This is a genomic window from Pseudomonas sp. GW821-FHT05D12, from assembly GCF_059419825.1.
In genome coordinates this window covers 88304-103637 of sequence record NZ_JBWKSN010000001.1, presented here as the reverse complement: position 1 = coordinate 103637, position 15334 = coordinate 88304, and the positions used below count along the sequence as shown (strand labels likewise).

Annotated in this window: 14 protein-coding genes; 6 read left to right on the top strand and 8 right to left on the bottom strand. The window is 59.2% G+C overall.

Annotation, left to right across the window (positions count from 1 at the left end):
- The first annotated feature begins 175 nt into the window (after positions 1–175).
- Positions 176–2284 carry a molybdopterin oxidoreductase family protein gene (locus tag AC07SI_RS00520; RefSeq protein ID WP_495004903.1) on the top strand — a complete coding sequence of 703 codons (2109 nt, stop codon included), beginning with the start codon at positions 176–178 and terminating at the stop codon, positions 2282–2284.
- Positions 2285–2370: 86 nt separating this feature from the next.
- Positions 2371–2709: a Grx4 family monothiol glutaredoxin gene (gene grxD / locus AC07SI_RS00515; protein ID WP_065906770.1), complete on the top strand. Its 339-nt coding sequence runs from the start codon at positions 2371–2373 to the stop codon at positions 2707–2709.
- A gap of 77 nt (positions 2710–2786) precedes the next feature.
- Here the strand turns inward: grxD and bfr are convergent, their stop codons facing one another.
- Positions 2787–3257, bottom strand: a complete 471-nt coding sequence (gene bfr, locus AC07SI_RS00510; protein ID WP_012722487.1) for a bacterioferritin — start codon at positions 3255–3257, stop codon at positions 2787–2789.
- Positions 3258–3458: 201 nt separating this feature from the next.
- Positions 3459–3677, bottom strand: coding sequence for a bacterioferritin-associated ferredoxin (locus AC07SI_RS00505; RefSeq protein WP_078740971.1), 219 nt, complete (start codon positions 3675–3677; stop codon positions 3459–3461).
- Positions 3678–3921: 244 nt separating this feature from the next.
- Here AC07SI_RS00505 and AC07SI_RS00500 point away from each other — a divergent pair, with 244 nt between their 5' ends.
- On the top strand, positions 3922–4524 hold the full coding sequence (locus AC07SI_RS00500; protein ID WP_003172097.1) for a peroxiredoxin: 603 nt from the start codon (positions 3922–3924) through the stop codon (positions 4522–4524).
- A gap of 673 nt (positions 4525–5197) precedes the next feature.
- On the opposite strand, the gene rnt is transcribed toward AC07SI_RS00500, so the two are convergent.
- Together rnt and pyrC are read right to left on the bottom strand one after the other, a co-directional pair.
- A complete protein-coding gene (gene rnt, locus AC07SI_RS00495) occupies positions 5198–5869 on the bottom strand; it encodes a ribonuclease T (RefSeq protein ID WP_010564138.1) in 672 nt (223 codons plus the stop codon).
- Positions 5866–6912 (bottom strand): dihydroorotase, encoded by a 1047-nt coding sequence (gene pyrC, locus AC07SI_RS00490; protein ID WP_106805015.1) that lies wholly within the window; start codon positions 6910–6912, stop codon positions 5866–5868. Before pyrC ends, rnt begins: the two co-directional genes overlap by 4 nt.
- 156 nt (positions 6913–7068) lie before the next feature.
- Between pyrC and AC07SI_RS00485 the strand changes: the two genes are divergently transcribed.
- The 3 genes from AC07SI_RS00485 (at position 7069) to AC07SI_RS00475 (ending at position 10583) form a co-directional block, all read left to right on the top strand.
- On the top strand, positions 7069–7977 hold the full coding sequence (locus AC07SI_RS00485; RefSeq protein ID WP_495004902.1) for a flagellar protein MotY: 909 nt from the start codon (positions 7069–7071) through the stop codon (positions 7975–7977).
- A 141-nt stretch (positions 7978–8118) separates the two neighbouring features.
- The gene (locus tag AC07SI_RS00480) at positions 8119–9336 is read left to right on the top strand and encodes an argininosuccinate synthase (RefSeq protein WP_007938916.1); all 1218 of its coding nucleotides are present in this window, start codon (positions 8119–8121) and stop codon (positions 9334–9336) included.
- Between the two features lie 614 nt (positions 9337–9950).
- On the top strand, positions 9951–10583 hold the full coding sequence (locus tag AC07SI_RS00475; protein ID WP_017844627.1) for a response regulator transcription factor: 633 nt from the start codon (positions 9951–9953) through the stop codon (positions 10581–10583).
- A gap of 73 nt (positions 10584–10656) precedes the next feature.
- On the opposite strand, the gene AC07SI_RS00470 is transcribed toward AC07SI_RS00475, so the two are convergent.
- From AC07SI_RS00470 to metG, 4 genes are all read right to left on the bottom strand, one after another.
- Entirely contained in the window at positions 10657–10839 is a 183-nt protein-coding gene (locus AC07SI_RS00470; protein ID WP_028619066.1) for a PA3496 family putative envelope integrity protein, read from the bottom strand.
- Positions 10840–10946: 107 nt separating this feature from the next.
- Positions 10947–11585, bottom strand: coding sequence for an endonuclease III (gene nth / locus AC07SI_RS00465; RefSeq protein WP_065906761.1), 639 nt, complete (start codon positions 11583–11585; stop codon positions 10947–10949).
- Positions 11586–11713: 128 nt separating this feature from the next.
- Positions 11714–12877 carry an electron transport complex subunit RsxB gene (gene rsxB / locus AC07SI_RS00460; protein WP_495004901.1) on the bottom strand — a complete coding sequence of 388 codons (1164 nt, stop codon included), beginning with the start codon at positions 12875–12877 and terminating at the stop codon, positions 11714–11716.
- Positions 12878–13281: 404 nt separating this feature from the next.
- Positions 13282–15333 carry a methionine--tRNA ligase gene (metG, locus tag AC07SI_RS00455; RefSeq protein WP_213553991.1) on the bottom strand — a complete coding sequence of 684 codons (2052 nt, stop codon included), beginning with the start codon at positions 15331–15333 and terminating at the stop codon, positions 13282–13284.
- Between the last annotated feature and the right edge of the window lies 1 nt (position 15334).

Below are 15334 nucleotides of genomic sequence, written 5' to 3'. Positions count from 1 at the left end.
GACGCGCCCAGGCCAAGCTGCGTCGGTTTTGGCGGCTATGTGGGAAGTTTCTGAAACATTTGCTCACGTATACCCATGCCCGGGCCTGATGCCGGCCGATTCACGGGACGAACGTTACTGGTCCCTGTGCCTGGCGCGGCCCATAGTGCAGCCATCCCCAATAAAGAGACTGGCCATGACCAAGACTCTCCATCACCGTGCCTGCCACCTGTGCGAAGCCATCTGCGGCCTGACCCTGGAAACCACCCAGGCCGACGACGGCAGCCTGGCGATCACCTCGATCAAGGGCGACGCGCTGGATACGTTCAGCCGCGGGCATATCTGCCCCAAGGCCGTTGCGCTGCAGGATATCCAGAATGATCCGGACCGCCTGCACCAGCCGATGCGGCGCGTGGGCAGCGAATGGCAGTCGATCTCGTGGGAAGAAGCCTTTGCGCTTGTAGCCGAACGGCTGGCGGGCATTCAGGCGCGTCACGGGCAAAACGCGGTGGCGGTGTATCAGGGCAACCCCAGCGTGCATAACTACGGGCTGATGACCCACAGCAACTACTTCCTGGGCCAACTGAAGACACGCAACCGTTTTTCCGCAACCTCGGTGGACCAGTTGCCCCATCACCTCACCAGTCACTTGATGTACGGACACGGGCTGTTGTTGCCGATCCCGGACATCGACCACACCGACTTCATGCTGATCCTGGGCGGCAACCCGCTGGCGTCGAATGGCAGCATCATGACCGTCCCCGATGTGGAGAAGCGCCTCAAGGCCATCCAGGCGCGGGGCGGCAAAGTGGTGGTGGTCGATCCTCGGCGCAGCGAGACAGCGGCAATGGCTGACCAGCACCTGTTCGTGCGCCCGGGAGGGGATGCCGCGTTGTTGTTCGGGGTGCTCAACACGCTGTTTACCGAAAACCTGACCCGCGCCAGCCATCTGCCGGTTGAAGGCCTGGAGGAAGTGCGCCAGGCCATCGCCGGCTTTACCGCTGAGGCCATGAGCGGTCAGTGTGCGGTGCCGGCTGAGCAGATTCGCCAGTTGGCGCGGGACTTTGCAGGCGCCGACAAGGCGGTGTGCTACGGGCGCATGGGTGTCTCGACCCAGGCGTTTGGCACGCTGTGCCATTGGCTGGTGCAGTTGATCAACCTGGTGACCGGCAACCTGGACCGCGTCGGCGGCGCCTTGTGCACCACCCCGGCCGTGGACTTGGTCGCGTCCACCGGCGGCGGGCATTTCAATCGCTGGCAGAGCCGGGTCTCCGGACGACCGGAGTACGGTGGCGAGTTGCCGGTGTCGGCCCTCGCCGAGGAAATGCTCACCGAAGGTGAAGGACAAATCCGCGCGCTGGTGACCGTGGCCGGCAACCCCGTGCTGTCGACGCCCAATGGTCGTCAGCTCGAACAGGCCCTGGATAGCCTGGAGTTCATGGTCAGTATCGACCTGTATATCAACGAGACCACGCGTTATGCCGACCTGATCCTGCCGTCCACCTCGGCGCTGGAAAACGATCATTACGACACCACCTTCAACATGTTTGCGGTGCGTAACGTCACCCGCTTCAATCGCGCAATCCTGCCCAAGCCTGCGGGCGCGCTGCATGACTGGGAGATTTTTGTCGGGCTGGCTCAAGCGTTTGCGGCGCACACCGGCGCTGCGCTCAAGCCCACCATGCCGCCAGCGCAGATGATCGATTTCGGGCTGCGGGCCGGGGCCTATGGTGATGCGTCCGGGCACAAGTTGTCGGTGGCGATGCTTGCCGAGCATCCCCATGGCCTGGACCTGGGCCCGCTCAAGCCCAACCTCGCCGCGCGTCTGAAAACCGCTGATGGCAAGGTGCGCGCGGCGCCGGCGGTGATCCTCGCGGACCTGGCGCGTTTTGCCGCGCAGCCGGTGCCGGTGGCTGACGAATTGTTGCTGATCGGTCGGCGCCATGTGCGCAGCAACAATTCCTGGATGCACAACTATCACCGGCTGGTGAAGGGCAAGCCTCGGCACCAGTTGCTGATGCATCCAGACGACCTGAGCCATCGGCAGTTGAGTGATGGCCAGCGCGTGCGTGTGAGTTCGCGCATCGGCATGATCGAGGTGGAGGTGGTGGCCAGCCTGGACATGATGCCCGGCGTAGTCAGCCTGCCTCACGGCTGGGGCCATGGCCGCCCCGGCGTGCAGATGAGCATCGCCAGCAGCCAGCCGGGTGCGAGCGCGAACGACTTGACTGACGAACGGCAATTGGACGAATTGTCCGGCAACGCCGCGTTGAACGGGGTGCCGGTGCAGGTTGCAGCCGCTTAAGGAGCCCGAGCACCACGCTGGGATTTTGCGTTACAATGCGCCACCGTGCCGACCTGTGAGTCGCAAAGTTCCAGCCGAGGTGTTCCATGGATATCATCGAAACGATCAAAGAGCAGATTGCCAACAACACCATTCTGCTTTACATGAAGGGCGCTCCGAACGCTCCTCAGTGCGGTTTCTCCGCGAAGGCTTCCCAGGCCATCATGGCGTGCGGCGAGAAGTTCGCTTACGTGGATATCCTGCAAAACCCTGAAATCCGCGCCAACCTGCCGAAGTACGCCAACTGGCCTACTTTCCCACAACTGTGGGTTGCCGGTGAGCTGGTTGGCGGTAGCGACATCATCGTCGAAATGGCCGCTGATGGTTCGCTGCAGGCGCTGATCAAAGAAGCCGCGGCAAACGCTGCAGCCAAGACCGACGCTTGATTCTCGAAATCATCGGTCAATAAAAAGCCCCGCTTCTCATAAGAGAGCGGGGCTTTTTTGTACCTGTCGCCTAGGGCTTATTCACCCATCTGCGATTGCAGGTAGTTCTCCAGGCTGACTTTGTCGATCAGGCCCAGTTGGGTCTCCAGCCAGTCGATATGTTCTTCCTGGTCTTCCAGGATATCTTCCAGCAGTTCACGGCTGCCGAAGTCACCCTTGGTCTCACAGTGCGCAATGGCGGCCTTGAGGTCGCTGTGGCTCTTGCGTTCAAAGCCCAGGTCGCTGCTGATCATTTCCTGGGTGTGCTCGCCGATGTTGAGCTTGCCCAGGTCCTGCACGTTCGGCAGGCCTTCCAGGAACAGGATGCGCTTGATCAGCGCGTCGGCGTCCTTCATGGCTTTGATGGATTCTTTGTATTCACGCTTGCCGAGCTTTTCCAGGCCCCAATCGTCATACATGCGCGCATGCAGAAAGTACTGATTGATCGCGACCAGTTCATTGGCAAGGATTTTGTTGAGTTGCTGGATGACTGAGATGTCGCCTTTCATGACTGGGGTCCTGCCCTGTAATAGCTGTGTATAAGGCGGAGTTTGAGCGGCGAAATCCCTAGTGTCAAACCTAAGTTATTGAATAATAAATGAAAATTAATCGGAATAAGAATGTTTGTGTTCCGCGTCTTGACGCTAACTAATTGAATTGCAGGCATAAAAAAACCGGACACTAAGTCCGGTTCTTTAAAACACGCGTATTCAGGCGTGTGTAAATTCTGCTGTGTAGGGGAGCGCGGCCTGGGCTGTCTGCAGCTGCGTCAGGGTTTCCCGTACCACTTGCTTGGCGAGGCAAGCACATTTTCCGCACTGGCTGGCAACGCCGGTGGTTTCACGTACTTCCTTGTAGCTGCAGCAACCTTCGTAGATTGCTTCGCGGATTTGTCCGTCGGTGACGCCAGTACACAGGCACACATACATAAGGGAGAACCGTCGCGGGTTTAAGGCTTAAGTGCGATGGATCTTAATGTTAACGAGAATGATTGTCAAAGTAGATTCGTAGGGTATTCGCAGGCATTGCCCACGCACTGACGAACGGTTTTTTCAGTGTATGATGCTCGGTCTTCACGAAGCGTGACTGCGTCACGGGCCTGTCGCTTGAATGCGGCAGACTTGAGGCCGGTCCTTTTACTTCAATCGTCACCCTACTATCAGGAGATAACCAATGAGCGTACTCGTCGGCAAACAAGCCCCGGATTTCGACGTACCTGCCGTCCTCGGCAATGGCGAAATCGTTGACAGCTTCAAACTGTCTGAAGCCATCAAAGGCAAATACGGCCTGGTATTCTTCTACCCGCTGGACTTCACCTTCGTCTGCCCTTCGGAGCTGATCGCTCTGGACCACCGCATGGACGATTTCAAGGCGCGCAACGTAGAAGTGGTTGCCGTTTCCATCGACTCCCATTTCACCCACAACGCCTGGCGCAACACTGCCATCAATGATGGCGGCATCGGCAAAGTCAAATACACCATGGCTGCCGACATGAAGCACGACATCGCCAAGGCCTACGACGTCGAGTCCGAAGGCGGCGTGGCTTTCCGTGGCGCGTTCCTGATCGACGACAAGGGCGTTGTACGTTCCCAGATCATCAACGACCTGCCGCTGGGTCGTAACATGGAAGAGCTGATCCGCCTGGTCGACGCTCTGCAATTCCACGAAGAGCACGGCGAAGTCTGCCCTGCCAACTGGAAAAAAGGCGACAAAGGCATGAACGCTTCGCCAGAAGGCGTTGCGGCTTACCTGACCGAGAACGCTGGCAAGCTGTAAGCCAGTTTCACGGTAAAAAAAACCGGCCTGAGAAGGCCGGTTTTTTTATGCGCGGGATTCAGCTGTGTGACTGGCTTTGAGTCGCGAGCGCGCTGCTTGTGGTCAGCAAGGCCCTTTGTGGTGCACAAGCTTCTCGTGGTTAATAGGCTTCCTGTGAGAACAAGCCTCTCGTGGTGAGCAGGCTTCTTGTGGCGAGCAGGCTTGTCCTGCGTTGGGCCGTGCAGCGGCCCCAAAACCAGACACCGCTGTTTACCTGATAAACCCTGTGGGTGCCAATGGGGCTGCTGCGCAGCCCAACGCAGGGCAAGCCTGCTCACCACAACACAGCAACCAGATGACCACAGCAGGGCAAGCAGGCTGTGGTGAGGAGGCTCCACGTGGAGGAACAAGCTTCTTGTATTGAATAGGCTTCTTGTGGGAAACAAGCCTTCGTGTGAGCAGCTCTCGTGGTGAGCAGGCCTCTTGTGGCGAGCAGGCTTGCCCTGCGTTGGGCTGCGCAGCGGCCCCAAAACCAGACACTGCGGTTTACCTGATAAACCCTGTGGGTGCCAATGGGGCTGCTACGCAGCCCAACGCAGGGCAAGCCTGCTCACCACAACAGCGCAGCCACATTGCTACATCAGGGCAAACCGGCTTGTCACATCAGGGCAAGCAGGGCGCCACAACCGCGCCGTCAGTCGTTGAAGTCTTCCCAACCGCCCATCTGCTTCCAACGGTTGACGATGCCGCAGAACAGCTCGGCCGTCTTCTCGGTGTCGTAGCGCGCCGAGTGGGCTTCGCGTCCGTCAAAGTCGATACCGGCTGCCTGGCAGGCTTTCGCCAGTACGGTCTGGCCATAAGCCAGGCCTGCGAGGGTGGCGGTGTCGAAGCTGGAGAAGGGGTGGAACGGGTTGCGCTTCATGTCCAGGCGGGCCACGGCAGCATTCAGGAAACCCAGGTCGAAGCTGCTGTTGTGGCCTACCAGGATTGCGCGTTTGCAGCCATTAGCCTTCAACGCCTTGCGCACGCCACGGAAAATATCGGTCAGCGCCGCTTCTTCACTCACCGCCATGCGCAGTGGGTGATCGAGCTTGATCCCGGTGAATTCCAGGGCTGCTGCTTCGATATTGGCGCCTTCAAACGGCTCGACGCGAAAGAAGTGGGTGTGCTCCGGGAACACAAAACCCTGTTCATCCATGCCGATGGTGGTGGCGGCGATTTCCAGCAAGGCGTCGGTGGCGCAATTGAAACCACCGGTCTCTACGTCGATGACAACCGGCAGATAACCGCGAAACCGCTCGGCCATCGGGTGACGGGAACCGCCACCACTGTGCTCGTGCTCGTCATCGTAATGGTCTTCACTCACTTGCTTTCCTCCAGCAGGCGCCAGCGCAGTGTTTCACCGGCGCGCAGCGGGATAACAGTCAGCTCGCCAAACGGCAGGCTGGCAGGGGCGGTCCAGTCTTCACGGACCAGGGTAATGCGGTCGGTGTTCGCCGGCAGGCCGTAGAAACGTGGGCCGTTGAGGCTGGCGAAACCTTCGAGCTTGTCCAGGGCGTTGCGTTGTTCAAACGCTTCGGCATACAACTCGATGGCGGCATACGCGGTGTAGCAGCCGGCACAGCCACACGCGGCTTCCTTGGCGTGTTGGGCATGGGGCGCGGAGTCGGTGCCGAGGAAGAACTTCGGATTACCGCTGGTCGCGGCATCCAGCAGGGCCACCTGATGGGTGTTGCGCTTGAGAATCGGCAGGCAATAGAAATGCGGCCGAATCCCGCCCACCAGCATGTGGTTGCGGTTGTAGAGCAGGTGATGCGCAGTGATGGTCGCGCCCACGTTGGCCGAAGCCTCGGTGACGAACTGCACCGCATCGGCCGTGGTGATGTGCTCGAACACCACCTTCAGGGTCGGGAACAGCTCGACCACGCGGCGCATGTGCTCGTCGATGAAGATCTTCTCGCGATCGAACACGTCGACATCACCACGGGTCACTTCGCCGTGGATCAGCAGCGGCATGCCGACTTCCGCCATGGCTTCGATGGCCGGCAGGATCTTGTCGATACTGGTCACGCCGGAATCGGAGTTGGTGGTCGCGCCCGCCGGATACAGCTTGGCGGCGTGCACGAAACCGCTGGCCTTGGCCTGACGAATCTCTTCAGGCTGGGTGCGGTCGGTGAGGTAGAGCACCATCAACGGTTCAAAGCGGCTGCCGGCCGGCCGCGCAGCGAGGATACGCTGGCGATAGGCGTCGGCTTCAGCGGCGTTGCGCACCGGAGGTACCAGGTTGGGCATGATGATGGCGCGGCCAAACGTGCGCGCTACATCGGCCACGGTTTGAGGCAACGCAGCACCATCGCGAAGATGAATATGCCAGTCGTCGGGACGCAGCAGGGTCAGGCGGTCGGACATTGGGGATTCCAGGCGGGTCAATCTGGTGGGAATGCTACCGGAAAAGACTCTTGCAGGCACTCGCTATCAAGTTTTGCCGGATGCAACCGATAGCCCTAGGTATGCCTTAACGATGTATGACGCTTTGAAGTGTTGTAGAAACCAGTGGAGCCTCCCGTGCGCCAGCATTATCTAGCCCTGCTCAGTGTGTTCGCCAGCCTGCCTGCGATGGCCCTCACGTTCCAGACGCGTCTGGAGAATATTGAGTGGAAGGTGGAAGGCGATCAGTTCGAGTGCCGCCTGACCCAGCCAATCACTGATTTCGGCTCGGGTGAGTTCGTGCGCCGGGCCGGCGAGCAGGCAACATTTCGTCTGAAAGCCTACAGCGGCGCGCTGGGCGCGGGCTCGGCCACGTTGTTGGCGGCGGCTGCCCCTTGGCAACCGGGCCGGGGCGATATCAACCTCGGCGCGGTGCGGGCAGGCAGTGGCGATGTACTGTTCAACAGCTCTCAGGCCCAGGCCGGGCGCTTGTTCACCGGTTTGCTGGAAGGACGCAGCCCGACTGTGCGGCATTACGGGCGCGAAGGCGGCTATTCGGAAATTCGCCTGTTGCCGGTGAAATTCAACAAGGCCTACAACGACTATCAGTTGTGTACCACCAAGTTGCTGCCGATGAATTACGATCAGGTCAAGCAGACCGAGGTCGGTTTCCCCGGTGGCGGCATCGAGCTGGATGCGGCTGCGAAGAAAAAACTGTCGGTGATTCTTGCGTTCATGAAGGCCGACCCCACCGTCAACCATATCGAGTTGAACGGGCATTCGGACAACAGTGGCAATCGCCTCACCAACCGCGATGTCTCGCGCCGCCGCGCGTTGGCGGTGATGGATTACTTCAAGGCCAATGGTATCCAGGAGTCGCAGATCACCATGCGTTTCCACGGTGAAAGCTATCCCTTGGTACCCAACACCAATGCGGCCAACCGGGCGCGCAACCGCCGCGTGAATATTCAGCTGGAGCGCGTGGCCGCTCCCGAGAAACCGGCGCCCCAGGCTACTGCGCCGAGCAACCCGGCACACACGTCATAAGCCCGTCCCTGTGATGCGACCATCGGTCGCTCACTCGACATAATCTGTCGCTTTATCTTCATTTGCTGTCGCGCCTCTGTAAATTCACGGTTTTGGTCGGTAGAATCGACGGCTTTCCGTACAACCCCGTGGAGTGATGGCATGGCCGACGTAAACAAGGTCGTTCTCGCGTATTCCGGCGGCCTGGACACTTCGGTGATCCTCAAGTGGCTGCAGGATACTTATAACTGTGAAGTGGTGACCTTCACCGCTGACCTGGGTCAGGGCGAAGAGGTCGAACCTGCACGTGCCAAGGCGCAAGCCATGGGCGTGAAAGAGATCTACATTGACGACCTGCGCGAAGAATTCGTCCGCGATTTCGTCTTCCCGATGTTTCGCGCCAACACCGTCTACGAAGGCGAGTACCTGCTGGGTACTTCCATCGCACGTCCGCTGATCGCCAAGCGCCTGATTGAAATCGCCAACGAAACCGGCGCCGACGCCATTTCCCATGGTGCTACCGGCAAGGGCAACGACCAGGTGCGCTTCGAATTGGGCGCCTACGCCCTCAAGCCAGGCGTCAAAGTGATTGCCCCTTGGCGTGAGTGGGACCTGCTGTCGCGTGAAAAGCTGATGGATTACGCTGAAAAGCATGCGATCCCGATCGAGCGTCACGGCAAGAAGAAGTCCCCGTACTCGATGGATGCCAACCTGCTGCACATCTCCTATGAAGGCGGCGTGCTGGAAGACACCTGGACCGAGCACGAAGAAGACATGTGGCGTTGGACCGTCTCCCCGGAGAACGCACCCGACAAGCCGCAATACCTGGAACTGACCTACCGCAACGGCGACATCGTCGCACTGGACGGCGTCGAAATGACCCCGGCCACCGTGCTGGCGACCTTGAACCGTATCGGTGGTGAACACGGTATCGGCCGTCTCGACATCGTCGAGAACCGCTACGTGGGCATGAAGTCCCGTGGCTGCTACGAAACCCCAGGCGGCACCATCATGCTGCGTGCCCACCGCGCCATCGAGTCGATCACCCTGGACCGCGAAGTGGCTCATCTCAAAGACGAGCTGATGCCCAAGTACGCCAGCCTGATCTACACCGGCTACTGGTGGAGCCCAGAGCGTCTGATGCTGCAGCAGATGATCGACGCTTCCCAGGCCCACGTGAATGGTGTGGTGCGCCTGAAGCTGTACAAGGGCAACGTGATCGTCACCGGGCGCAAGTCCGATGAGTCGCTGTTCGATGCCAATATCGCCACCTTCGAAGAAGATGGCGGCGCCTACAACCAGGCGGACGCTGCGGGCTTCATCAAGTTGAACGCACTGCGCATGCGCATTGCGGCCAACAAGGGTCGCAAGTTGTTCTGAGTGTCAGACGCGTTGTGAGAATGGCCCCTTTATCAAGGGGCCATTTTTTTTGCCTGTCGATTAAGCAACACAGTCTCATGTTTATAAATGTTTAAAGTTGCCGAGCTGATAAGGGTTAAAAGTTTCAATCCTGAACATTTATTGTCGATTCTTGGAGGGGGCGAATTATTTACATCTGACTAGGAACTATGTCTTACAGAAAATTCACACATGTAAGTGTGTTTTGACTAAGCGTTTATGAAAGTTCTGTAGGAGATTTTGAGTGTAAATGGATATGTCAAATGGAACTGAGCGCGTCGGCCTCTTTTCGCCGGCCCGCTTATGCCTACGCCCCAAGCAAGGGATATTTCCTGAAGGTTGCGTGCGCCGCGTTTACCCCAACCCCCTTATTGGTTGGATATTTCATTCAAAATATGTGCGACCCAGGAAAGGTCTGAAAGGCCACATAAATCTCGACACATCCGAGTTGGCGTTTTTTTGTAGGTTAATTCCGAAGTGGTTGTGGGTTGGGTCTCTGGTTGCTCTAACTTGGGGGTGAATGCTATGCCAACTAGGAAACGACTAGGCTATTGTGTTTGCTCTGAATAATTCGAACAGCGAAATTGGACTTTCTCATGAATAAAGTGCTGATCGTGGATGATCATCCCGTCATTCGTCTTGCTGTGCGTATGCTAATGGAGCGTCATGGTTATGAGGTCGTTGCCGAGACCGATAACGGTGTCGATGCGTTGCAACTTGCGCGCGAGCATATGCCGGACATTGTCATACTGGATATTGGAATTCCCAAGCTCGACGGCCTGGAAGTCATTTGCCGACTGTCGTCCACCAAGCAGGCCACACCGTTCAAGGTGCTGGTGCTGACGTCGCAGGCCCCCGGCCATTTCTCGATGCGCTGCATGCAGGCGGGGGCTGCCGGCTATGTGTGCAAGCAGCAGGATCTGACCGAGTTGCTGAGTGCCATAAAAGCGGTGCTCTCGGGCTACAGCTATTTCCCCAACCAGGCGCTGAACTCGGTGCGCTCCACCATGGGCAACGCCAGCGAGGCTGACATGGTCGAGCGCCTTTCCGGTCGCGAGATGATGGTGTTGCAACAGTTGGCCCGAGGCAAAACCAACAAGGAGATCGCTGACGGCATGTTCCTCAGCAACAAGACCGTCAGCACCTACAAGACACGCTTGCTGCTCAAACTCAATGCACGGTCGCTGGTGGACCTGATCGAGTTGGCCCAACGCAACGGTCTGGTATAGGGCCGCTGTCAATCCAGGTGTGCCGGCACAAAAAAGCCTCCGTAAAGGAGGCTTCCGGCCGTTACAGGCTCTATCAGAGGTCGAAGTCGTAGTCGGCCAACTGTTTTTGCAAGCGTCGCTCTTCCAGAAGATTGTCGATGGTGCGGCGTTTGCTCAGATTGGTCTTGGCCACCTCTGCCACAGGTGCTTCTGCCCCATCGTCATCCGACTCAACGAGGTCGTCTTCCACTTCCAGTTGTTCTTTGCCAGTGCTCATAAGGTTAACTCCGGGCTAAGACTGCCGTTGGCGCTCCTTATAACGATATTCCATGAGCGGGTAAAAAAGATTTTTTCAATCGACTGATCGAGAAAATCAATGATTGCTCAATCGTCGGAGGTTTTTTCCTTGTATTCGCACAGGTCTTCGATCCGACAGCTGCCGCAGCGAGGCTTGCGCGCCTGGCAAACGTAGCGCCCATGCAGGATCAGCCAGTGATGGGAGTCGAGCAGATAGGGCTTGGGGACAAATTTCATCAACTGCTTTTCGACTTCCACCACATTCTTGCCACGGGCAATCCCGGTGCGATTGCTGACCCGAAATATATGCGTGTCCACGGCCATGGTCAGTTGTCGGAACGCGGTGTTGAGCACCACGTTGGCGGTTTTACGGCCCACTCCCGGCAGCGCTTCAAGGGCTTCGCGGGTTTGCGGCACTTCGCTGCCGTGCAGTTCGACCAGCAGGCGGCAGGTTTCGATCACGTTCTTGGCCTTGCTGTTGTACAGGCCAATCGTCTTGATGTATTCCGATAACCCTTCCACTCCTAGGGCGTAGATCGCCTCGGGTGTGTTCGCCACCGGATACAGCTTTGCCGTAGCCTTGTTGACGCCAACGTCCGTGGATTGGGCCGAGAGGATCACCGCAATCAGCAACTCGAACGGCGTGGTGTAGGCCAGCTCGGTCTTGGGTTCCGGATTGTCTTCGTGAAGCCTGCGGAAAATTTCCAGGCGTTTTGCGGCGTTCATGGGGCGGTGGGTTCCTTGCAAACGGTCGACATCAGTATGAAAAGTGGATCCAGGCTTGGGGCCCGCGGGCGATGACCCGAGCAGGATAAACCATCGCCACGGCGCACGGCAGCGTCGCCTGCAGTGGGTCAAGCGCCGACGTGAGTGTCCACCCGCTGCTGCGCTTGCTCCAGCGCGTGTTGTGCGGCTTTGAGTTGATCGACACTGACGCCTGGTTGGCGTTGTAGCTTGGCGACATCGGCTCGAGCATAGGCCAACGCCGTTTTCAGCTGCCGCAGTTGGGCGTCGATCGGACGTTTTTCCACGCGCTGTAAATTGGGCCGGGGCTGCTCACTGTCAATCTCGGCGTCATGCAAGGCTTGCTCGGCGCTGGACAGCGCAGCGCTCAAGGTCGCCAGCTGCTGCTCGTCAGCGTTCAGGTCCTGAGCTTTTTTCAATTCGGCGCGGCGCATCGCCAATTGGATTTTTGCGCGTTTGAGCGCAGGGTCTTTTTGCGCTGGCGGCGCCGCTCGCTCGGTGACCTCCAGGGCCGCCAGCGCCTGCTCCGCCGCTTCGAACTGCTGCTGCAGGACGATCAATTGCGACTGCTGCTCAAAGGTCGGCGGGTGGCCGAATGCCTTCAAGGATTTGTGCAGTTGCGCGCGGCTCATGGCGAGCGTGATCTTGGCCTTCTTGATCGCGGCGTCTTGTGCTGCCTGAGCGGCATCGGGCGGTGCAGGGATCTCGGGCGCGGCGCGCTTGGCCCGTGCCAGGCGTTCAGCGAGCTTGATGGCTTCTTCCCGTTGCAGGCGTGCGTTGCGCTGTTCAAAGCGCCGCCGCGCGCGATCGCGTTTCAGGCCGCGTTCATGACGCTGGGACTCATTGGTCGCCAAGCCGCCCACAATCGGCAACACGCTGGCCGTTGGGCGCATCTCAATGCAATCGACAGGGCAGGGCGCGACACACAGGTCGCAACCGGTGCACTCATCGACGATAACGGTGTGCATCAACTTGGCGGCGCCGACAATCGCGTCCACCGGGCAGGCCTGGATGCATTTGGTGCAGCCGATGCATTCGGCCTCGCGGATGTAGGCAACCTGGGCCGGGGCTTCGCCACGGCTGGTGTCCAGCTCCAGCGCTGGCACACGCAGCAAGAGCGCCAGGCCGGCGATGGTTTCCTGCCCACCGGGCGGACATTTGTTGATCGCCTCACCACGCGCGATGCCCTCGGCGTAAGGCTTGCAACCCGGGTGCCCGCACTTGCCGCATTGGGTCTGCGGCAGCAGCGCGTCGATACGTTGAATCAGATTCATGGAGTAATCATTGGCATGCCGGTTGGACAAACAGAGCGTTTAGCTAAAAGCCACAAGCCACAAGCCACAAGCTACAAGCCTCAAGCCTCAAGCCTCAAGCCTCAAGCTACAAGCTACAAGCTGGCTCGTGGCTCTTAGCTTGTAGCTTGTAGCTTGTAGCTTGTAGCTTGAGGCTTGTGGAAGGCTGTGGTGAGCGGGCTTGCCCCGCGTTGGGCTGCGAAGCAGCCCCATCAGGGCCGCCGCATTCCTACAGACAGAATTGGGTGCCTGGTTCAGGGCCGCTACGCGCCCCAACGCGGGGCAAGCCCGCTCACCACAAGAAGCCCAGCTCACTACAACAAGCCCAGCTCACCACCACAAGCCCGGCCAACCACACCAGGCTCGCTCACTAAAGGCCTAGACGCTTACTTGATACGCTGGCCTGGCTTGGCGCCGCTGTCAGGGCTCAGCAGGTAGATCTCTTCGCCGCCAGGGCCGGCTGCCATCACCATGCCTTCAGAGATGCCGAACTTCATTTTCCGTGGCTTGAGGTTGGCGATCATCATGGTCAGGCGACCATCGAGCTTCGACGGGTCTGGATAAGCGCTCTTGATCCCGGAGAACACGTTGCGTCGCTCGTCACCGATATCCAGGGTCAGGCGCAGCAGCTTGTCGGCCCCTTCCACGGCTTCGGCCTTGACGATCAGGGCAACACGCAGGTCAACAGCGGCAAACGCGTCGAAATCGATCTCCGGGGAGAGCGGGTCCTTGGCCAGTTCGCCGTTGCCGGCCGGAGCCGATTCGCCGGTGTCGGTCTGGCTGGCGACCAGGTCTTCCTTGGACGCGTCGGTCATGGCCTGCACCTTGACCGGGTCGATACGGGTCATCAGCGGCTTGAACTCGTTCAACTGATGGTTGCTGAGCAAGGTGGCGTGGTCGTTCCAGGTCAGTGGTGCCACATTGAGGAACGCCTCGGCGTCGGCGGCCAGCAATGGCAGGACCGGCTTGAGGAAGATCACCAACTGGCGGAACAGGTTGACGCCTGTGGCGCAGATCGCCTGGACTTCAGCCTGCTTGCCTTCCTGCTTGTTCAGCGACCACGGCGCCTTGTCGGCAATCCAGGCGTTGGCGCGGTCGGCCAGGCCCATGATTTCGCGCATGGCGCGGGCAAAGTCGCGCGCCTCGTAGGCGTCGGCGATGCTGGGCGCAGCCGCCAGGAACGCTTCGGTCAGTTCCGGCGCGGCGTTCTCGGCCACCAGCAGACCGGCGTTGCCCTTGTGGATAAAACCGGCGCAACGGCTGGCGATGTTGACGACTTTGCCCACGAGGTCCGAGTTGACCTTCTGTACGAAGTCTTCCAGGTTCAGGTCCAGGTCGTCGACGCCACGGCCCAGCTTGGAGGCGTAGTAGTAACGCAGGTATTCCGGCGACAGGTGGTCCAGGTAGGTGCGCGCCTTGATAAAGGTGCCACGGGACTTGGACATCTTCTGGCCGTTGACGGTCAGGTAGCCGTGCACGGCGATGCCGGTTGGCTTGCGGTAGCCCGACCCTTCGAGCATCGCCGGCCAGAACAGCGCGTGGAAATTGACGATGTCCTTGCCGATGAAGTGGTACAGCTCGGCCGTGGAATCCTTGTTCCAGAACGCATCGAAGTCCAGCTCCGGCGTACGGTCGCAGAGATTCTTGAAGCTGGCCATGTAGCCGATCGGCGCGTCCAGCCACACGTAGAAATACTTGCCCGGCTCACCGGGAATCTCGAAGCCGAAGTACGGCGCATCGCGGGAGATGTCCCACTGTTGCAGGCCGGCATCCAGCCATTCGGCGATCTTGTTCGCCACGGCATCCTGCAGGGTGCCGCTGCGGGTCCAGGTTTGCAGCATCTGCTGGAAATCCGGGAGCTTGAAGAAGAAGTGCTGGGAGTCCTTGAGTACCGGGGTGGCGCCGGAGATGGCCGACTTCGGATCCTTCAAGTCGGTGGGTGCGTAGGTGGCACCGCATTTCTCGCAGTTGTCGCCGTACTGGTCTTCAGTGCCGCATTTCGGGCAGGTGCCCTTGATGAAGCGGTCGGCCAGGAACATTTTCTTTTCCGGGTCGAAATACTGCGTGATCGAGCGCGTGGCAATGTGCCCGGCATCTTTCAAGCGCAGGTAGATCTGGCTCGACAGCTCGCGGTTTTCTTCGGAGTGGGTCGAGTGAAAGTTGTCGAAATCAACCAGGAACTCGGCAAAGTCGGCGCTGTGTTCAGCCTGCACATTGGCGATCAGTTGTTCCGGGGTGATCCCTTCCTTTTCGGCGCGCAGCATGATGGCCGAACCGTGGGCGTCGTCCGCGCAGACATAAATGCATTGATTGCCGCGATGCTTCTGGAAGCGCACCCACATATCGGTCTGGATGTACTCAAGCATATGGCCAAGATGGATGGAACCATTGGCATAGGGCAGGGCGCTGGTGACGAGGATCTTGCGTGGCTCGGACATG